At 50.6% G+C, this 19,968-nt stretch carries 23 protein-coding genes; 11 read left to right on the plus strand and 12 right to left on the minus strand.

Annotated features, from left to right (window positions below; all coding sequences use genetic code 11):
- Nucleotides 1-227: 227 nt before the first annotated feature.
- From C1752_RS22220 to C1752_RS22240, 5 genes are all read left to right on the plus strand, one after another.
- Entirely contained in the window at nt 228-905 is a 678-nt protein-coding gene (locus C1752_RS22220) for a lipid-binding SYLF domain-containing protein (protein ID WP_110988256.1), read from the plus strand.
- Between the two features lie 454 nt (nt 906-1,359).
- Nucleotides 1,360-1,677: a hypothetical protein gene (locus C1752_RS22225; RefSeq protein ID WP_110988257.1), complete on the plus strand. Its 318-nt coding sequence runs from the start codon at nt 1,360-1,362 to the stop codon at nt 1,675-1,677.
- A 49-nt stretch (nt 1,678-1,726) separates the two neighbouring features.
- Entirely contained in the window at nt 1,727-2,200 is a 474-nt protein-coding gene (locus tag C1752_RS22230; protein WP_110988258.1) for a hypothetical protein, read from the plus strand.
- Nucleotides 2,201-2,516: 316 nt separating this feature from the next.
- Nucleotides 2,517-2,693 carry a photosystem II assembly protein Psb35 gene (gene psb35, locus C1752_RS22235; RefSeq protein WP_370664162.1) on the plus strand — a complete coding sequence of 59 codons (177 nt, stop codon included), beginning with the start codon at nt 2,517-2,519 and terminating at the stop codon, nt 2,691-2,693.
- 153 nt (nt 2,694-2,846) lie between these two features.
- Nucleotides 2,847-3,059, plus strand: coding sequence for a hypothetical protein (locus C1752_RS22240; RefSeq protein WP_199464487.1), 213 nt, complete (start codon nt 2,847-2,849; stop codon nt 3,057-3,059).
- A gap of 681 nt (nt 3,060-3,740) precedes the next feature.
- Here the strand turns inward: C1752_RS22240 and C1752_RS22245 are convergent.
- The 11 genes from C1752_RS22245 to C1752_RS22295 all read right to left on the minus strand — a co-directional run bounded on the left by C1752_RS22245 (nt 3,741) and on the right by C1752_RS22295 (nt 12,105).
- Nucleotides 3,741-4,010 carry a GlsB/YeaQ/YmgE family stress response membrane protein gene (locus C1752_RS22245; protein WP_110988260.1) on the minus strand — a complete coding sequence of 90 codons (270 nt, stop codon included), beginning with the start codon at nt 4,008-4,010 and terminating at the stop codon, nt 3,741-3,743.
- 162 nt (nt 4,011-4,172) lie between these two features.
- A complete protein-coding gene (locus C1752_RS22250; RefSeq protein ID WP_110988261.1) occupies nt 4,173-5,507 on the minus strand; it encodes a hypothetical protein in 1,335 nt (444 codons plus the stop codon).
- 53 nt (nt 5,508-5,560) lie between these two features.
- Complete coding sequence (locus C1752_RS22255) at nt 5,561-6,139, minus strand: DUF1269 domain-containing protein (RefSeq protein ID WP_110988262.1); 579 nt, start codon at nt 6,137-6,139, stop codon at nt 5,561-5,563.
- 29 nt (nt 6,140-6,168) lie between these two features.
- Nucleotides 6,169-6,747: a DUF421 domain-containing protein gene (locus tag C1752_RS22260; RefSeq protein ID WP_110988263.1), complete on the minus strand. Its 579-nt coding sequence runs from the start codon at nt 6,745-6,747 to the stop codon at nt 6,169-6,171.
- 44 nt (nt 6,748-6,791) lie between these two features.
- Nucleotides 6,792-8,303 carry an FAD-dependent oxidoreductase gene (locus C1752_RS22265; protein WP_110988313.1) on the minus strand — a complete coding sequence of 504 codons (1,512 nt, stop codon included), beginning with the start codon at nt 8,301-8,303 and terminating at the stop codon, nt 6,792-6,794.
- 105 nt (nt 8,304-8,408) lie between these two features.
- Nucleotides 8,409-8,930, minus strand: a complete 522-nt coding sequence (locus tag C1752_RS22270) for a hypothetical protein (protein ID WP_110988264.1) — start codon at nt 8,928-8,930, stop codon at nt 8,409-8,411.
- 11 nt (nt 8,931-8,941) lie between these two features.
- On the minus strand, nt 8,942-9,388 hold the full coding sequence (locus C1752_RS22275) for a hypothetical protein (RefSeq protein WP_233501826.1): 447 nt from the start codon (nt 9,386-9,388) through the stop codon (nt 8,942-8,944).
- A gap of 54 nt (nt 9,389-9,442) precedes the next feature.
- Nucleotides 9,443-9,901: a BON domain-containing protein gene (locus C1752_RS22280; protein ID WP_110988265.1), complete on the minus strand. Its 459-nt coding sequence runs from the start codon at nt 9,899-9,901 to the stop codon at nt 9,443-9,445.
- Between the two features lie 40 nt (nt 9,902-9,941).
- The gene (locus C1752_RS22285; protein WP_110988266.1) at nt 9,942-10,514 is read right to left on the minus strand and encodes a general stress protein; all 573 of its coding nucleotides are present in this window, start codon (nt 10,512-10,514) and stop codon (nt 9,942-9,944) included.
- Between the two features lie 407 nt (nt 10,515-10,921).
- Complete coding sequence (locus tag C1752_RS22290; RefSeq protein WP_110988267.1) at nt 10,922-11,722, minus strand: SDR family oxidoreductase; 801 nt, start codon at nt 11,720-11,722, stop codon at nt 10,922-10,924.
- 200 nt (nt 11,723-11,922) lie between these two features.
- The gene (locus C1752_RS22295; protein ID WP_110988268.1) at nt 11,923-12,105 is read right to left on the minus strand and encodes a CsbD family protein; all 183 of its coding nucleotides are present in this window, start codon (nt 12,103-12,105) and stop codon (nt 11,923-11,925) included.
- A 363-nt stretch (nt 12,106-12,468) separates the two neighbouring features.
- On the opposite strand from C1752_RS22295, the gene C1752_RS22300 reads away from it, so the two are divergent.
- From C1752_RS22300 to C1752_RS29075, 6 genes are all read left to right on the plus strand, one after another.
- Nucleotides 12,469-15,351: a bifunctional transaldolase/phosoglucose isomerase gene (locus tag C1752_RS22300; protein ID WP_110988269.1), complete on the plus strand. Its 2,883-nt coding sequence runs from the start codon at nt 12,469-12,471 to the stop codon at nt 15,349-15,351.
- 11 nt (nt 15,352-15,362) lie between these two features.
- Nucleotides 15,363-16,367, plus strand: coding sequence for a class 1 fructose-bisphosphatase (fbp, locus tag C1752_RS22305; protein WP_110988270.1), 1,005 nt, complete (start codon nt 15,363-15,365; stop codon nt 16,365-16,367).
- The gene (locus tag C1752_RS22310; RefSeq protein WP_110988315.1) at nt 16,367-16,810 is read left to right on the plus strand and encodes a DM13 domain-containing protein; all 444 of its coding nucleotides are present in this window, start codon (nt 16,367-16,369) and stop codon (nt 16,808-16,810) included. The genes fbp and C1752_RS22310 overlap by 1 nt, the downstream gene beginning before the upstream one ends.
- Nucleotides 16,811-16,979: 169 nt before the next feature.
- Entirely contained in the window at nt 16,980-18,062 is a 1,083-nt protein-coding gene (locus C1752_RS22315; protein WP_110988271.1) for a class I fructose-bisphosphate aldolase, read from the plus strand.
- A 112-nt stretch (nt 18,063-18,174) separates the two neighbouring features.
- Nucleotides 18,175-18,327 carry a response regulator gene (locus C1752_RS29440; RefSeq protein WP_233501827.1) on the plus strand — a complete coding sequence of 51 codons (153 nt, stop codon included), beginning with the start codon at nt 18,175-18,177 and terminating at the stop codon, nt 18,325-18,327.
- 507 nt (nt 18,328-18,834) lie between these two features.
- Nucleotides 18,835-19,203, plus strand: a complete 369-nt coding sequence (locus tag C1752_RS29075) for a hypothetical protein (RefSeq protein WP_199464488.1) — start codon at nt 18,835-18,837, stop codon at nt 19,201-19,203.
- A 213-nt stretch (nt 19,204-19,416) separates the two neighbouring features.
- Here the strand turns inward: C1752_RS29075 and C1752_RS22330 are convergent, their stop codons facing one another.
- Complete coding sequence (locus C1752_RS22330) at nt 19,417-19,917, minus strand: YHS domain-containing (seleno)protein (protein WP_110988272.1); 501 nt, start codon at nt 19,915-19,917, stop codon at nt 19,417-19,419.
- Nucleotides 19,918-19,968 lie beyond the last annotated feature (51 nt).

Genomic DNA, 19,968 nt, shown 5'->3' on the forward strand with positions numbered 1-19,968 from the left:
GTAGAGCCGTTGCATTTGCTGCTCAATATTCACTGTGTAAGGATTCATCTCAAACCAAATAGGGGAGGATGCTCAGACTATCATTCTTCCATTGAGGTTCTGGATATTATTTATTCCTCGATCCTTAGTCCTAGTTTGACTAGCAGAGATATAGATCCAACCTGAGATAGGGCCGACGACGAAGTTGCGATCGCGACTTTATAAGAGAGCAATTCATTGGAGACTTTATGCTAAATCGAACGCAAGCTATAATTTCGTTTACTCTTCTGCTCTCAGCGCTGGCAGTCCCAGCTATCGCGGCCCCTGAATCCTATGAAGAGGTGACAGAGTCGACTGAAGTCTTTTCAGAAATGGTCAAGAATCCTGAAACGCAGATCCCTGCAGCGCTGCTGAGAAAGAGCCAAGCCATTGCCGTCATTACGAACATTAAGCAAGGTGGCTTCATTCTGGGCGGACGTCGAGGAGATGGCGTTATGCTGACGCGCCAAGCAGATGGAAGCTGGAGCAATCCCGCTTTTATCAATCTAACCGGCGGCAGTATTGGACTGCAGGCTGGATTCAAGTCGACTGACCTAATTTTGGTTTTTCCGAGTAAAGCAGCACTGGATAAAGTGCTCTCTGGCGACTTTGAGCTCGGCGGTAGCGTCTCTGGGACGGCAGGTCCGGTTGGCAAGGCCGCAACAGAATCACTGGAGGGGTTTGGAGATGATATTTATGCCTATTCTCGCAGTGAAGGGCTATTTGGCAGTGTCTCGTTAGAGGGTTCTGAGTTGAGCTTTGATGACGATGATAATGCAGAGTTTTACGGCCAGCCTTTGACCGTTAAGCAAATCTTCGCTGGGCAACCCACATCAGCTCCGACCGTTGTTCAATCTCTCAAGAATGCTCTTCGGTTAGCTGAATAACTAACCAGAGCCTCATAATCGCCGCGTCATCTCTTCATTCACAAAGCTTCTGTTCCAGGGTGATTTACCTGTCAGGTGTGGAAACTGGGCTGATGAATTTTATACACCACTGCAACTTCTCTTGATCACTTTGTTAGTTAACGGAAACAAAGATGCGTTGTGTCAGGCTACGAAGGGTTAGGCTTTGAACCCAGCTTGAGAAAAGAGGGATATTTCAGTTTCTGTACTGATGAGGGTATATCGGCAGTAAAGTCCGTCAATAGCGCAGAGAAGCTGCCCTACCTTAGCCAGGTACTGATATAACACTGCGAAGCATAGAGATTTCAGTATCTGTCTCTACTTATATATGTTTGCCGACAAGCGCCCAATCAAAGCAGATAATCCTTCTTTAGATAGAGGGCGATTTTACTTTTTTTATCTAGCGTAGGAATGCAGTAATTCTTGGTGGATAAAAATGGCCCGTAAACAAGATCATGAATATCAGCAAGGGTACGTCGATGGTCAAGGAAGCGGTAGCAACACTTTGCTAAGTTTCTTCGTGGGGCTGTTGATTGCTGTTGTCTTGGGCGGCGCTGCTTGGTTTGCTTTTGGTCAAGCCAATCAGTCTAATCAAGGAGACACGGACATTATTAATGTGCCTGCCCCTGAAGCACCCGAGGCACCTGAAGCACCTGAAGCACCTGACGTAAATATTAATGTTCCTCAACCTGAGATTGATGTGCCTGATGTCGAGCTGCCAACCTCTGGTGGAGCATCGGAGGGCGAAGAGTAAGATTGTCTTACTTACTGTTTAAACTATCCAGTTATCAAAGTGAAATACAATGACTAACCCTAACGATCCGCGCTACACATCTGAGGCTGAGGCCCAGCGCGATTTAGACCGTCGCCTCAAAGAGCGAGACAGTGAGAATACCTCTCGGGGCCTGCTGATTGGTGTGCTGGCGACAGCCGTTGTGGGTTTGGGTATTCTCGCTTGGTTCCTATCCACGCAACGTGATAGTCCGACGGTGGCTCCTGTTCCCGTACCTGTGCCCGATACGCAGGCATCCCCTTCACCCTCGCCGGTCCCACCCGATGTCAACGTCAATATCACCGAGCCTCCGGTTGAGACCGCACCACCACCGGAAATTAATACAGAGGTTACGGTACCCAGCCCTAGCATTCAGCCGTCACCCGAGTCTCAGCCGGCACCTGTAGAAGAGAATCCTGCACCTGAGGCGACGTCCTCTCCGCAGCCCACAGATCCCCCTGCAGATGCTGGTTCAGAAGAACAACCCCCAGCTCAACCCGAATAGAGATTAGAATGCAGCCGTTTCAAGGGTTGAGTCCGGTGCTGTAATCCTCCTTCCTCAGATGCCAAGTTTGCTCCGCGACTTGGCGTCTGTCGTCTCAGTCACAACCACTAAACGTGTTTGTCAGGCAGCGCGACCCTCCTCACTTTTCAGGACCGATGCTGCTATTGAATGCTGCGTAGAAATGAGCCGACGGGGGAGTCAGATCTATACCCCGAGGGTCTCTCCCTTTCTATCCCGAGACAGATTTGAGATCTGTACACGGCCGATAAAGTAATAGTTAATACGACGAAATTCAAAGGAGCACACTTTTATGGACATGCAGTTTGTTCAGCTCGCTGCAGCCAGTTTCCCTGAAATACCGGTATTAGCTGGGGTCATTGCTTTAGGATTTACAGCAGCCGTGACGATTGGTTCAATTGCTTGGTATAACTCGCGTCGCCCGGCAGGTTGGGAAGATAAAGAGCGACCTGGCTTCATCCCTAAAGTCAAGTAATAGATATTTCATTATTAAAAGACTCATCTGTCTTAAGAAATTGTGTAACTGATAAATTTTGAGGAAGGGTGCACTGCAAGCTTTTGCATCTTTACCAAGTTTAAATTTTTCAGTTCTCTCAGTGTTATCACAACTAAATTGGAGCAATAAATTATGAGTGGCGAGAAAATCGATAAAGATAAGAGCGTTAGCTACGATCCCAACATCGTCCCGGCTGAAACTGCGGCTCGCATGAAGCGTGAGGGTGACAGTTTCAAGTCAACGGCTCCTGGTCAGACTGTCGATTCTGAGGGACTAGCAAATAACTATGCAGTTGAGCCGGAACCCTACGTCAATGAACCCGGTGATCTGAGAGATGCGGACTGATTTCGCCTAGTTATTCAGATATTAAGAAGCAAAAAGGAGAGATGCGATCGCATCTCTCCTTTTTGCTTAAAATTCCATCTACCTTTGATTGATAACGATCTGGCGGTACCGAGTCTGCAAAACCACAGCAATTTTCATCTAGAGAAGAGGCAGTCATGGCTCCTGAAAACTTGCCCAGCAGTAGCTCTAAAATTGGATATGGTCTCAATTAAGCTGCGATCCGCTGCATGTAGACCATAGGTAATCAGGCCGAAGGAGATCAGACTCAGGGACAAACCATAGGGCTGAGACCTCAACGTTTGCAAGGCTCTATCTGAAGCCTGAGCTTTCCGCGCATCAAGACTATCGGCTGCACTCAATAGACACCCATCAGCATAAACATGCTGCCCCAAGCAGCGAGTTCTGGCCAACAAATAAAATCCAGATGCGAGCTAGTGGAGAGAATTATCGGAGCTTCTGCCGTCGCTGAAAATTGAGCATCTGTAAAGGGCATCAAGATTCTCGGAATGGCTATCTTAGAAAAAGGGATGAGCCAAACACAAGCTTCAGTGATTCAACTCATTGGCGTGTGCAGAAGTATCTGCACGATAGTTCTAACTTATCAATATTCATACAAAATCAGAGACAGGCTAAGCCTATCTCTGATGCTCAAAATCAATATGAGAAAATCGGATTGAAATATTAAGCAGTACGGCGAGTTACGAGGCCCCAGAGGAAGATGGCGATGATGGCACCAAGCACGGCAACAATCACGCCCGGAATACTGAGAGATGCACCGACTAAGCCTATGCTGCCGGTCTGAATGAAGGTGACGAGGCTCCCTCCGATGAACGCACCTACGATTCCGAGCAGCATCGTTGCGAGGATGCCTCCGCCCTGGCGTCCTGGATAGATAGCTTTACCGATGGCACCGGCGATTAACCCTAAAACGACCCAAGCAATAATATTCATGATGCAAAACTCCTTAATTGTTCTGAAGACCAATCCCAGTTTTCTAATCCAATTGATTCTGCGAACCAGAGATTCAATACTTTCAGAAACCTAGAATATTTTCTATACATATAGAATAAATCTATTCCTTCAGTTTTCTATCCCCTAAAAGGCATAGATTCTTCAGCCAAAGCCCGTCTTCTTTTGCTTCTTTTCTCTACCTTTAGATTTAGACGGTTTCAAACCCTTGACAGCCCCCATCGCTTCCTGAAAAAGATCGTGAAGATGAACCGGAACACTTGCTGTCTCAGGGAGTTCAGGCTCCTCAGGATGCCCAAATTCCACTAGGATCTGCTCGAGATCTTGCCCTATATTGAAGCGTGGGCGGTCTAAGATCGTCCGTAAAGACTGCTCCAGCTTCTCTGGATATTTCTCTGCGAGTTGATGCCAGACAAAAGGCTTGATCTCAATATTTTTTAAACTTTGATTTATTTGCGATTCTGAACCAATTTCCTCACTTTTTGCCTGTAATTCACCAATTAGGATTTGGTAGGTCGAAATCATTACTTGCCCCCAGCGCGGATGGGTCAGGAGGGTCACCTGATCTTCGTTTTTGAGATGCGGCGGCAGCTCGATTTTCGGCGTCATCATTTTGGAGAGCTTCTGGTTCTTAAGCAGACGGGCAGTTGTGTTTTCATCAATGCCCATCGCGGCGGCTGTCTCCGTCATCTCTGTCTGGAGTACCCCGGCTTCATCCGCCAGCTCACTTAAGGACTTCTCACCGTCTAGACCTGAATCTACAATTTGCTGCTGGGCCATTGAGGCTTGAAACTCAGCGAGCTGCTTCTCTAACTGGTGGCCTGAGAGCGTGATTTTACTGTCGTTGAAATAGTCCACAAAGGACTGATGGTAGTTCTCAACGGATTCCCAAGCTGCTTCTAGTAGTTCTGGAGCGTCGCCATACAGATATTCCTTGTGATATTTTTTGAAACTGCCGATGGCAACGGCTAACTTTGGTTTGCCCAGCTTACCGAGAAAAACAGTGGGTTCTGAGAGCATCCAATAGTCGCCGAGGGGTAAAAGACGAGTGAGAACAACTTCTTGGGGTTGTAAACGGTTTAGAAGCTGATCAGATGCGGTCGGAAGCAAAATGTTGTATTGCTTTTCTGTGAGCCAGTTCATGACGGTTGCGCAATCTTGTTGTCGCACCTTCACCGTGAATAGGCCCATAAAGCTATGCCGCCAGTGGGTCACTAATGCAGCTTCTTCTGCAGGTAAATCAGAGTGACTTTGCAAAAAAAGGTCAAGAACAAACTGGGAACCCACTGCACCATCTAAGGCAAAAGAATTGATGACCTGCTCTGTTTTTTGACTCCCTTGGTAGGGTGAGTTTGTCAGCTGCGAGAGTTGCTCTGCACTGTATGCCTCAAGAGCGGCAGCGAACTCACCTTCGGCATCAAGGGTAAAGTCTAGCAGCGCTTGCCTGAGACTCTGGGCACGATGTAAGGTTGGGGACACGGAAGTAGGTGCTCTCTTTCAGATTGGCTTGTTATCAATTACAGTCTCAAGGCTCATTCGACCACATTGGAAGCCCCTAGGGCAAAGAAGACCTGCCACTCTTCGATTCCTCTCTGGCTCAGGATATCTTTGGCTTTCTGGACCTCCGATGCTGTTCCTTCAACCAAAAGAATGTAATAACCCTTAGCGACATAGTCGTTGTAAGTCGCAGCCTCCTTTTCAGGAACACCGAGGCCAATCAAAGCCCCCACTAATCCTCCTGTTGTTGCTCCCACAACGCCCGATGCCAGCGTGGTGGCCAGTGCAGTGGCTGTGGCACCCGCTAACATGACGGGGCCGAGTCCGGGAATTGCGATCGCACCTAAGCCCACCAGCAACCCTGATATTGCGCCCACGGTACCGCCAGCAACGGCTCCTTTTTCGGAACCACTGGTTACTTGAGGCTGCACATCTATCTCTGGATCGACTTGGTTTAGTCCCTCTTTTAGCTTTTCATCCTGCGCAATTACAGACACCTGCTCCATCGGGAAGCCCTGGTCTTTCAGGCTTTGAAGTGCCTGCTCTGTATCTGAACGCTTTGCTAAGATGCCGACTGCGCGCTGCTGCGCTGCTGCACGGGTTTCTGAGTTCATTGTAAGCAACCTTTAGGCCGAAAACGGCTCTAGCGTGACGAACTATTGCCCTGTGAAGCGTAGCCCGAGTTAACTAAATACTGCTTGCCTCTGACATTGTCGAACATATCTAAGTCCAGTGTATGCCCACCCTTCTCAAAAATGGAGACGTCGCCCGTAGTTTCCATTACAACTGCTAAAACTTGCTCAGTGCTGACAATCCCCGCCTGACGTAGCTTTGACTTTAGATCTGCATCACTCAGGCGGACCTGATCGAGGTGTCTTTCGATAACTTTTGAGCCAGCCATCAAGAGAACCGGCTGATTGTCGACCAAGTGGAGCAGCAGTGGGCTGTGTCGCCGTCCCCACGAGACTAGGTACTGAAGTAAAAACAAGGTACTGAGAGCCGTAATGCCCTGCAGCAGAGGCGGATCTTTGGTGAGCAAAATGGAGGCCAGCAGTGAACCAATCGCAACGGTGATCGCAAAGTCAAAGCTCGACATCTTGGCAAAGCTTCTGAGGCCAGCGATCCGCGTCAATACTAGCAGGCTAAGGTACGTTGCGATCGCAGTCAGTACCACCATCTGAGCCGCCATTGCGGTCGTTGTAATCCACTGCCAGTTAATCATGTACAGCCTTATGTCCGGTTCCTGAATGCAAAGGTGTATAGCGTCTACTTTAATACGTCTAAATTTTTGACTGGAGGGCCATTGAGGATCTGGCCGTCGCAGGAAAATCGACCGCCGTGACAGGGGCAATCCCAGCTCTTTTCCGCACTATTCCAGTCAACAATGCAGCCAAGATGGGGACAGGTCGCAGACACAGCGTGAATCTCACCTTGCGAATCTCGATAGGCTGCAACTTTAGTACCGTCGATGGTGACGAGTTTGCCCTCGTCTTTGCCTATTGAATCAAAGGAAAAGCTATCTAAGCCCTTAAGACGATCACCCACCCAATGTACACCCACATCTAGGTTTTCTTTGATCGAAGTTTCCGTCACAAAGGGGGTGGCGCGAGTGGCGTCATAGAGATCGGCCCAGGGGTTGTCTTTGCCCAAGATGCGATCGCAAAGCAGCATCCCAGACATTGTGCCATTGGTCATTCCCCAAAGACTGAAGCCTGTGGCAACGTAAACATGCTTATCAAAGGGGGTTAGCGTGCCAACATAGGGTAGATCATCGAAGGATTTGATATCTTGACCTGACCAGCGATAGTCAAAAGTTTCAATGCCGAACCGCTCACGGCCATACTTTTCGAGAGCCAAATACCGCTCTTCGGTATGGGTTTCGCTGCCAACCTTATGCCCTTCACCACCGATTAGCAACAGTAAGCCATCTTTGTATGGCGTCGTTCTGATAGAGCGATAATGATCGCCAAAACCAATGAACATCCCGTCTGGTGCTTGAGACGGATCAATCTTAGCCGCCACGATGTAGGAGCGCTTCGGAAAGGTCTTTGCGAAAAACAGCCCCTGATCAAGGATGGGCAAATTCGTCGTCACAATCACGTCAAGAGCCTTAACGGTGCCCTGCTCGGTAATCACATCGCAGGGTTCACCGGCCTCCACTGTTTTGACGCGAGTGGACTCGAACACGCGGCTGCCGTCCCCGTTGATTTGCTGGGCTAGGTGCAGCAAATATTTACGAACGTGAAACTGGGCCTGATTCTCAAACTTGACCGCGCCCACTACTGGAAACGGCAGGGAGGTCTCTTCGACAAAGGATGCTGGTAAACCCAAAAGTGCCGCTGCCTCTACCTCTGCTCTCACCTTGTCTAGGTCATCTGCTGATTCTGTAAACGTGTAGGCGCTCTGGCGGCTGAAGTCGCAGTCAATTTGCTCCTGCTCTACTAGAGTCGCAATCTGTTCTAATGCTGCCTGATTGGAGCCTGCGTAGAGACGGGCTTTCTCTTCCCCTATCTTCTTAACCAAGCTGGCGTAGATTAGCTGATGGAGCGAGGTTACTTTCGCCGTGGTTCGACCGCTGGCTTTGCTGGCAATCTGTTCTGCTTCAATGAGCGCGACGGTTTTACCGGCTCGCTTCAGCAAGAAAGCTGCCGTGACACCGGCGATGCCGCCGCCGATGACCGCAACGTCTACAGTCAGGTTTTGAGTCAGGGGCTGAAAATTTGATTCAGTGGTGGAATCAATCCAAAATGGGGTCGTTTTACCGGAAATTTGAGGCATGGTGAGCGCTCGCCGTACAAAGAGAAGAAAGGAAAAAAAGAGAAAAGAAGAGCGGTCGCCGATGGGATAACCCATAAACGAACCGCTCGATGTAACAATCTCAAATCAATGGTGCTTGCCCATCCACTTAGATGCGACTGCGCCCATGATTGCCCCCACCATCGGGTTGCTCAGAAACTTCATCAGTGCAGGCTGATCGGCCATTACTTCTTGGAAGATGTCTGGGTGACTGTGATAGGCAAAACTTGCCAGCTTACCCACGTCATCGGCCTTCATGCGCTTGGGATTGTGGGTAGATAAATGAAGCTGCTTTTCGAGCTGACGATCGCTGAGCCCTCGCTCTTTGAGCTGTTTAAAGAACTCGCGGGCCACGTCATCTCGCTCGTTAGGCTTGATTTTGTTGATGGCCTGCTTCAGTTCTGGCTCCATCTGCTCATGGGAGATTTTGCTGGGGTGCAGCATTTGAGAAAAAATGTTGCGCCGTTCGTCCCGCGATGAACGCTGAGCAAAATCATCAAAGTTGTCGTACTGCCCAGATGAGCTAGATGATTGGCCGCCCAAAGACTCGACGTTACCGTCTGCCAAGTCTTCCATGATTTGTTGCTTGTACTTGTCGCTACTGCTCATTGATGTTCTCCTTAAGATGCTTGATATTGAATTCGATTTGAGAGCCTGTCATAGTTGGCCGTTAGAATAAGTTCCTTATCCGGCGCATAGACCAGCACCTTCAAATCTCGGTTTGGGAAATTCTTTTGAAACCCGGCCACTAAAGATTTGGCTAAAGACTTGACCTCTTTAGGGTCAACCTGAGGCGTAATCACAACTCCCAGCTTGTCTTCGTCTCGCACATAGGCATCCTTGACTATGCCTTTCGCTGTCTGAGTGACCCAAGCGCCAAAGTCTTGACCGGCACGCGTATTACCCTGTTCGAGCTGGATATATCCCGTCGATAAAGCGGAGGGACCCGTGAGCGCGCTGCTAGAGGGGGCCGGTGGGGCGCTACTGCAGCCTGCTGTCACGAATAACAGTGAAGATAAAACAAGCGGTAGCCACAGTCGGCGGGCTTTCTGAATCAGTTTCAACATTGGTTTGTAAACCTCTTAAGTGATTAAGATATAGGGGGTATTTTTTAGACCCAGCTAGGATTGAGCGGAAGTAACAGCGGCATCTACGATGACGGACTGGACGCCTTTAATTTCTTTCGCTAACACCTCAATTTCGTCATATTGGTCCTGTGTGACAACGGTTCCCTGAACAGTTACGAGGCCATCCTCTGCCTCGATGGTCAGGGCGCTCTCAGGAAGATTGGCCTCTAGTTTGCTGCGAACTTCACTAGCAATATCAATGTCGGTCCGACCCTCGGCATCGCCATCGTTAAAGGCATTGTTCCGCTGTTCCCGCGCTCGAATGTCTGCATCAAGCTGCTCACGGCGAATAGCGCTGGTGGCATCTTCGCTGGCCTCTTCCTGCTGCTCAGCACTCAAGGCTGGAGGATTCTCGTCACCGTCCGGTGCATCTGCGCTAGTCCGCTTCTCTTGGCAGGCGGTTGCTCCTAGGGCTAATGCTGTCCCGAGAAGTGCGATCGCAAGTTTCTTCATGATCAAATCCTTCGAATATGTGTCGATGTCTGGGGTCGTGCTAGTGCGAAACACTCGGCTTGTTAGCAAGCTGGTAAACGCCCCAGCCTTGAATCCCCCGTCGCGTCAAAATAGCTTCAGCCCGTCGAATGTCTTGCTCGGTACCGTCCACCGTGACTAGGTAATAGCCTTTCTGTACGTAGTCGTCGTAAACTTTGGCCTGCTCTTCAGGAATGCCCAGCCCAATTAGAGCGCCCGTTAGCCCACCAGCAGCAGCACCGATTGCACCACCCGCCACCGTGGTTGCTAGCGCCGTTGCAGTGGCCCCAGCCAACATAATCGGCCCCACGCCAGGAATGGCTAATGTTCCTAGGCCAACGAGTAGGCCTGTCAAGGTTCCAGCAGCGCCTCCGGCCGCCGCACCTGTGGCAGCACCTTCATCTGCTTTGTTGCCGGTATGCTCAGTCACGGTCACATCGGTCTCTGCCAGACGATCATTGAGTCCATCATCTTTAGCAATGACCGAGACTTTGTCCATCGGGAACCGATATTCCTTAAGTTCGTGCAGTGCCTGCTCTGTGTCTAGTCGTCGGGCAAACACACCGATGGCCCGCTGGTGTTCTTCCTTGTTCATCATTCCTACTCCAGTTAATTGTTGGTGAGGGACGGCTTTTGCGATACACGAAAAGACTCCGCAGACCGCAAAGGCTGCGCAAGAGTGCATCATTGAAAACCGAAAATATTGACGTCTAGATAGACTCAGCAACTCTAGTCGTTAATACACAATTAACGGTTAGAAAAGCTGGGTGCAGGTGCAGCAGAGAAACAACTTTCCTGAAGCTGCACGGGATTGACCTTGTGTTCTGCCTATAGTTTATCGAAGGGGAATGTCTGCCGGCTTCCATCCTGGGATAGTTTGATAACGTAGCGGGGATCGTTCTCAGGATAGAGAGTCTTAAGGAATGCCCCCTGTGCGGTTCAATCGAGACTGAGTGGTGAGCTGACTCGATTGAACACAGCTTTTTAAGGACTCTCTAGGGATTATCCCCCCGTCGCAAAGCCTGGATAGAGCGTCATCCCACCGTCAATAAACAGCGTAATGCCATGGATGTATTCTGAATCGTCTGATGCCAGCCAAACGGCAGCTTTACCCACATCATTAGGCTCACCGATGCGATTATAGGGAATTAAATTGAGTAGCTTTTCCTTCGCTTCTGGTGTCTCCCAAGCATCTTTATTGATCGGTGTCTTGATCGCGCCTGGACCGATGCTGTTGACTCGTATTTTGTGGGGTGCTAGCTCTTGGGCCATGCTTTTCATCAGCAGCATGACGCCACCTTTAGAGGCTGCATAGTTACAGTGTCCCGCCCAGGGAATCACCTCGTGGACTGAACTCATGCAGATGATTTTGCCCGCCGAACAAGATTTCTCTGGAACAACACCGCGCCGAATGAACGCTTTCGCTGCTTCCCGGGCGCAAAGGAACTGTCCGGTGAGGTTGACGCTGAGCACCTTATTCCAGGCCTCTAGCGTCATTTCGGTAAGGGGCTGATCCTTTTGTAAACCTGCATTGTTGACGAGGATATCGAGGGTGCCAAAGGCTTCGTCGGTTTTGGCAAAGAGATTCAAGACCTGATCTTCTTGGCTGACGTCGGCTTGAATTGCGATCGCATCTCCCCCATTTCCCTTAATCTCATCAACCACAGCTTCAGCGCCATCAGCACTACTGGAATAGTTGACCACAACTTTTGCGCCGGCCTGAGCTAAGCAAACCGCCACGCCTGATCCAATCCCAGAACTTCCGCCGGTGACAAGGGCAACCTGATCTTGCAAACGCTGCATACGAATCTCCAGATAATGACAGTCACATTAAGCACAGCCTAAAACCGTTGGCCATAGATTTTCATGGATTTAGCCCTCGCCAAGCATTAGGACATTCCATGAAGAACCCCATGCAGACAAGCTGATTATCCTGCATGGGGCACTGATTTGTTAGAGCAGAGAAAACCAACCTTAAGATGATTTCTCCATTGACTTAAAAACTAGTCAATTGCGTCTTTGACGCCATCCTTGACATCTTCTCCGGCGTGGCGAGCGGAAGCTTCAGTTTGCTTTGCTTTACCTGCCGCTTGGTCTCCTTTGTCACCGGTTACATTGCCGAGAGCTTCCTGTGCTTTGCCCTCAACATTTTTGGCTGTAGCTTTGGCGCGATCTTCAAGACCCATGATGATTACCTCTATTGCGAATTAACTTGTGTGTTATTTGCACTGTACTGAGGTTTACCCAGGCTGAGGCTCTACCGCAGGATAGTTTGATCAGACTCGGGAGTCTGCCTTTGGATAGAGTTCTCAAAAAGGCCGCAGTAATGTAGCTTTACGAACCCGAGTCACTTTAAAAAAGTACTTTCGTCAGGCAATGGGTGTAACGTCTGCGGCCTATCGTTCTCAGCATCGTTAACGCAAAGAACCAGTGCAAGATCGTCATAGTTCTTGCAGGAATGTAAAAGATTCTCTGGGGTGATCTCGATAGTCTGTTGTCAACTTGATGGTGTCGGTGCGGTTGCCTTTACCCCCTTCTCGGAGACATGAATGAGCTTATTACAGACGCCTCAGAAAAATGCGTTGCAGAACCTTCAGCACTACGGCCAATCTGTCTGGCTAGACTACATTCGCCGCTGCTCTATTGAAGGCGGTGAGCTACAGCAATTAGTAGATGAAGAAATTCAGGGGGTAACGTCCAACCCTGCAATTTTCCAGAAAGCGATCGCAGGCAGTACCGACTACGATGCAGCCCTCTCGGCCCTGGAGCGAGACCATGATCAGGATGCGATCACGCTCTACGAACAGCTTGCCATTGCTGATATCCAAGCGGCAGCCGATATTCTGCGCCCTCTCTATAACCGCACGAATCAGCAAGATGGTTACGTTAGCCTAGAGGTTTCTCCCTATTTAGCCAATGACTCAGAGCAGAGTCTGATTGAGGCGCAGCGGCTCTGGCAGGCGGTCAATCGGCCAAATCTGATGATCAAGGTACCGGCCACGCCTGCGGGAATTCCGGTGATTCAGCAGCTAATCAGTCAGGGAATTAACGTTAATGTGACCCTATTGTTTTCCCGAGCGGCTTACCTGGAGGTGGCGGAAGCTTATCTTTCTGGCTTAGAGGAATATGTGTCTCAGGGAGGCAGTCCGGGGCACGTGGCGAGCGTCGCGAGTTTCTTTATCAGCCGCATCGATAGTGCTGTTGATGGCCAAGTTGCAGAGCGATTGAAGATCGCCGTGCAGGAGTCTGATGCGGAAGCGGTGGCTTTACTGCAGGGGCTGTTGGGGAAGGTTGCGATCGCAAATGCCAAACTTGTCTACCAAGACTATCTGCGGCTTTGTGAAAGCGAACGCTGGCAAGCATTAAAGGCCCAAGGCGCACAGCCCCAGCGTCTCCTATGGGCCAGCACTGGAACGAAAAACCCTCAGTATCGGGACACGCTCTACGTCGAAGAATTAATCGGCCCTGAAACCGTCAACACAATCCCGCCCAGTACGCTGGCCGCGTTTCGAGATCATGGGGAACCCCGGCCTAGCCTCACGGAAGCGGTGGAACAGACTGAAATTGTCATGTCGAGCTTGTCCCAAGTGGGGATTGTCTTTGAAGACATTACCGACCAGCTCTTAGGTCAAGGCGTTCAGCTCTTTCAGCAGGCCTTTGACCAACTGCTGAGTGCAGTGGAACACAAGCGTGAAGCCCAGCTTGGGAAAGCCCTCAATCGCCAGACTTACACGCTACCGGCAACGCTTTCGGCCCAGGTTCAAGCTACGCTACAGGGCTGGCAGGACAAAGGGAAAGTGCGACAGCTATGGGCAATGGACTCAACCCTATGGACGGGTGCAGATGAGAGTCAATGGCTGGGCTGGCTGGGCACCACAGAAGACCAGCTTGCTCATCTCAATGACCTCACCCAACTAGCACAGGAGGTCAAAGATCTAGCGCTAACCCACGTTTTGCTATTAGGTATGGGGGGATCGTCTCTCTGCCCAGAGGTGATGAAGTTGACCTTTGGGCAAGCAGAGGGCTATCCAGAACTGCTGGTGTTGGACTCCACCGATCCGGCTCAGGTGCAGGCCATCACCCAGCAGATCGATTTGAAGCGGACGCTGTTCATTGTGTCTAGCAAGTCCGGCAGCACGCTGGAGCCGAACATTTTTCAGCAGTACTTTTTCGATTTAGTCCAGAAAGAGATGGGGGCTGAGGTCGCTGGCTCTCGCTTTATCGCCGTCACCGATCCTGGCTCCAAGCTACAGGAGGTTGCTCACAAAAACCGCTTCCGGCACTACTTTTTTGGGATCCCGAGTATTGGCGGGCGCTACTCCGCGCTGTCCAACTTCGGCATGGTGCCCGCTGCCTGTCTAGGAATTGATGTCGCTCATTTCTTAGATTCCGCAGAGGAAATGGTACATTCCTGCGCTGCTTCGGTTCCTGCAATAGATAATCCAGGGGTGGTGCTGGGCATCATTCTGGGCAAGGCAGCCCAACAGGGACGGGATAAACTAACGCTGATTGCGTCACCCGGTATTGCTGATATTGGCGCTTGGTTAGAGCAGCTGTTGGCAGAGTCCACCGGCAAAGAAGGCTGTGGCATTATTCCTGTGGATCAGGAGCCGCTAGGTCCGCCTCTGAACTATGGAGCCGATCGCATTTTTGCCTACATCCGTTTAGAGGCGGCCCCCGATCCGGCACAGGATAAAGCGGTCGCAGCCCTAGAAGCAGCGGGACAGCCCGTCATCCAGATTCAAGTCACGGATGCCTATCAGCTGGGTCAAGAATTTTTCCGTTGGGAGATGGCCACTGCGGTTGCTGGATCGGTTCTGGGGATTCACGCCTTTAACCAACCAGACGTAGAAGCAAGTAAGATTGCGACGCGCCAGCTCACTGATGCCTATGAAGAAACGGGGGAACTCTTAGTAGAGACGCCCCTGTTCCAAGAGGGAGGGCTACAGCTCTTTACTGATGTCGAGAATGCGGCTGCGCTGACGGGAATTGCTGGAACTCTGTCACTGTGCGGCTTTCTGAAAGCGCACCTGAAGCGTCTGCGGGCCAATGATTACTTTGCCCTGCTGGCCTATATTCAGATGAATAAAGCTCACCAGCAGCAGCTTCAGGGCATCAGAAAAGCAATTTGCGATCGCAAGCAGGTCGCCACCTGTCTGGGCTTTGGTCCTCGCTTTCTCCACTCCACCGGCCAGGCTTACAAAGGCGGTCCCAATTCTGGCGTCTTTCTGCAAATCACCTGCGAAGACGAGCGAGATGTCCCCATCCCTGGCCATCGCTACAGTTTTGGGGTGGTCAAAGCCGCCCAAGCCCGTGGAGACTTTCAGGTCCTGGCCAAACGCAAACGACGGGTTCTGCGCGTCCATTTAGGGACGGATGTAGAGGTTGGTCTCAGAACTCTGCGCGTTGCTATTCAGGGTGCACTGCCGTAACGAAGTAAAACATGAATAATCTAACAACCACGTTTAACGCTCATCTGTGGCGACAGCATCGTTTGTCAAAACAGCCGATTGAGATCTCGATTTTGCTGACCCAGATGGGGTTCGCCGCCAAGGTACTGTCTCGGGAAATCAGCCGGGCAGCTCTAGTGGGGCGGCTAGGACTCGTTGGTGAAAAGAACGCCACGGGTGATGCTCAAAAGAAGCTGGATGTGTTCAGTAATCAGGTCGTCGTAGAAGCCTTCTCCGATATCGGCTTGGTAGCTGCGATCGCATCTGAAGAACTCGACCAGGTGCAGCTCATTGAGTGTGGCCAAGATGCCCAGTATATTCTCTGTACCGATCCGCTGGATGGCTCCTCTAACATCGACACCGGCAGCGCTGTGGGTACGATCTTCGGCATCTATCGCCGCAGCAGCACCGGCTACTGCAGTACCGAGGCTGATGCTCTGCAGCCAGGGACTGAGCTGGTCGCAGCGGGCTATGTTCTCTACGGCACCAGCACGATGCTGGTGTACACCACCGGCGACCAGGTAGACGGTTTCACCCTCGACCCCACGTTAGGAGAATTTCTGCTCTCCCATGAAAATATTCGCTGCCCCGATCAGGGTAAAACCTACAGTGCCAACCTGAGCTACTACCAAGAGTGGCATCCTCATTTGCAAAAGCTTGTTGATTACTTGGGTGATCACAAGTCCACAAGCCATGCCGCTCACACGCTGAGATACAGCGGGGCATTGGTGGCCGATGTCCATCGCTGTCTGCTGGAGGGGGGACTGTACTTTTATCCTTCCACGGAAGAACAGCCTTTGGGCAAGCTGCGATTGCTCTATGAGTGTGCGCCGCTTGCGTTTGTCGTAGAGCAGGCAGGTGGACTAGCGACCTCAGGTACAGAGCGAATTATGGATATTGAGGTGACCTCTATTCATCAGCGATCGCCGTTAGCGATTGGGAGTGCAGCGGCGGTCAAGCTTTACGAAAACTTTTTAGAGCAGGGGATGCCGACATGATGACCTTGAAGTCTTGGAGCGTTTGTTGGGGCGTTGCGATTAGTTCTGTGCTGCTCTTTCCTTCGATAAGCCGTGCTGATGTCGTGGCGTTTTTGAATGGGGCAACCGTTATTGAATCAACGAGCTTTAAGGGTGAGAGCGATCATACCGTCTCGGGCAAAGTGGATATTGTCAAAAAGGATGAGGTTTACTACGTGGTGCTGGGGGAAGACTTCTCTTTTGATGGTGCGCCGGATCCGCGACTCGGTTTTTCTCAGGAAGATATCTTTCTACCCATGAGCGTATTCTCTAGTCTGAACCTTGATAGCGGCCAGCAAATTTACCGTCTTCCTGCAACGCTGACTATCAATAACTATGATGAAATTACGATCTGGTGTGAGAAATTTCGCGTTCCCTTGGCAGAGGCCAAGTTTGAAGTCCGAGAAGAGGCGCAATCGCCCTGATTCTCGCCGCCCATTTGAGAGAATGCTTACTTTCCTTTCCCCATGCGGGGAGAGGGTCTGAGGGCAGGGGCTGTAAAGATTGAGGTGTTGGCCGTACTTTTTAAGCGGCCAGTGCATGTTTTGGTCTCTATTCCCCAACCCTAAAATCTGATATCTGAGGAGAGTTACGATGGTCACCATGACGCACAAACCCCAATCTGTTGAATCTTTGCTGGGTAAAGAGGCAGAAGACCTGCTCACCTATCAAGCAAAAGTCTCCAAAGATCTTTTACATCTACCTGGGGCAGACTGGGTCGATCGTATCTTTACCCAAACCGATCGCAACCCCCAAGTTCTCCGCAGTCTGCAGCAGCTTTACAGTACGGGGCGGCTAGCAAACACAGGCTACCTTTCTATCCTGCCCGTCGATCAAGGGATCGAACATTCTGCGGCTGCTTCCTTTGCACCAAACCCCATCTACTTTGATAGTGAAAATATTCTGAAGTTAGCGATGGAAGGCGGTTGCAATGCCGTGGCAACAACGCTAGGCGTGTTAGGCAGCATCTCTCGTAAGTATGCCCATAAGATTCCCTTCATCGTGAAGCTTAATCATAATGAGCTGCTCACCTTCCCAAATCAAGCCGACCAGGTGATGTTTGCTTCAGTGGAGCAGGCCTGGAATTTGGGAGCCGTTGCGGTGGGGGCTACGATTTACTTTGGTTCTCTTGAGTCTACCCGCCAGATCCAGGAGGTGCGTCAAGCCTTCGCCCGCGCCCATGAGCTTGGGATGGCAACGATTCTCTGGTGCTATCTCCGCAACGATGCCTTCAAGCAGGATCAGGACTATCATCTCGCGGCTGATTTGACGGGACAGGCCAATCACTTGGGCGTCACCATTGAAGCCGATATCATCAAGCAGAAGCTGCCGATGGTGAATAACGGCTACGGGGCAGTGGTAAAGGCCAGTGATCAAAAGTACGGCAGAACAGACCCTAAGGTCTATTCAGAATTGAGCAGCGATCATCCCATCGACCTGTGTCGCTATCAGGTTTTGAACTGTTACGCCGGGCGGGCTGGATTGATTAACTCGGGCGGCTCCTCGGGTGAGAATGACTTTGCTGAAGCGATACGAACAGCCGTGATCAACAAGCGGGCAGGTGGCTGTGGTTTGATCTCAGGTCGAAAGACGTTTCAGAGACCCTTTGAAGAGGGCGTGCAGCTCTTTCATGCCATTCAGGATGTCTATCTGTCGGAGGAAGTTGCGATCGCATAGGCAGCAGCGCAAGAACGTAATAAATCAATTTGCGCCCAGCTTTGTGTTCACCCAGCAGCTTCTCAGAAGAGTCAGAGTCCTTAACTCGGTGAGCCCATAGCGGACACCTTGCTTGAAAGGAGTAGATGCGATCGCAAAAATTCGTGCGCGAACCCCCAACGCCAACATCATCATTCTGACCATCTATGACACAGACGAAGATATTTATAGAGGGCTCCATGCTGGGGGCAGAGGTTATGTCCTCAAAGACACCACTGTAGGCTGAACTGATCGACGCTATTCGCACCGTCCACAATGGCCAGCGCTATGTTCCGCCTGAAGAGGCTCTCAAGCTGGCAGAGGTCACAACAGTGAGTGAGAGTAACTTGTGCCACCAGTTCAAAGAACAGATGGCAACGTCCCCCCATCAGTAGTATGTGATTCAACATCAACAGCGAGTGAAGCGTGCAAAAGTGCTGATGTTGGACCGCGAGCTGTCTATCGTAGAGATTGCGTATCGGTGCGACTTCAATAGCCAGAGCCATCTGACGATTTACTTTCGTCAACTCCCAATGTCTATCGCTCCCCCCATCAGCTCTACGCTAATCAATGGGATTTTGAGGAATCTAGAAAGATTTTTCATCCGTCACAGAATTTTACAGGCAGCCTCTTCAAAATCTGAGAATAATTCATCCAACCTTTTCAGAACTAGCTCATCTTAGGTTCACACTCTCACTTCAAGATAAGACTCAAGAGCTAAAAGAAAACTATCAATCTCAAACAAGAAAGAGTCATGAAGAAAGTTGTTGCAACCTTATTTACGGGGCTGGTCATTCTGACCGCAGCCCCCTCCCAAGCTGAAGATCTATATCACTTGTCAGCATCTGAGTCTGCTCCCATTGCCCAAACCAACGGGTTTGAAGTGCAAGAAGTGCGCTTTCGCGGTAGGCGCGGTGGCTTTAGACGGGGCGGCTTCAGGCGCGGTGGCTTTAGACGGGGCGGTTTCAGGCGCGGTGGCTTTAGACGAGGCGGTTTCAGGCGCGGTGGCTTTAGACGCAGTGGCTTCAGGAACCACGGATTTGATAAATTTCACAAAGTGGACAAGTTCCACAAGGTTGACAAGTTTGACCACCACAATGGGCATAAAGACTTCAAAAAGTAAGGTTGAGGTAGGGCTTGAAAATCTCTAGGGTAATTTACCCGTGCCGCCCTCCTTTTCCAACTTCAGGCTAAGGGGAGGTGGCGTAGGCATATGCATTGAGGCTTGTCCGGTCATTCCCCCGTGGGTAAACATATATCGTTGAGCATTCTGCACCCCTCCAAGGTCTGATGATTTTCGGAACCGGAAGAGGGGTGCTGCTTTAGAAACAGAAGCTTAGTTGCTCAACACATTTGGCCAGTTTTCATCCGCCTTGGCAATGTTGCCCGGGATATCTTTTTGCCACCGCTTTTGAATACTAGGATTGAGGTTGAGATAGAGCTTACCGTCTACAATCTTCCAGGCCTGAGGGTCGATAGGAGCTGTGGTTCCTTTTTTCACTGCCCAGGCGCAGTAGCCACCATATTGAGGCGCATACTTTTCTGGCTCGCTAGAGAATGAATCACGATTTTCAGCATTGGCAAAGTGCCAAGTTGCGCCCATCCAGTCATAGGAGAACTCGCTATTTCCCTCCACGGGTTCGCTATCGGTAAAGTAAGCAACCGGGTCGTATCCTTTGATGGCGACGCCATCTTCGGTATAGATAGTGGGCTTGACGCTAGCCTGAGCTTGCTCGGAACTGCCTGCATCAGATGTCGTTGAAGCGTCTGTACAGCCAGTACTGAGCCCCATCCCCAGGAGCAAAACGGCTGACAAAAGAGCAATATTAAATTTCATAAGCGGACCTCGCGAGTAAATGAAAAGCAAGTTTTAGAGAACGAAAGGCTG

Source organism: Acaryochloris thomasi RCC1774 (genome assembly GCF_003231495.1).
GTDB lineage: Bacteria > Cyanobacteriota > Cyanobacteriia > Thermosynechococcales > Thermosynechococcaceae > RCC1774.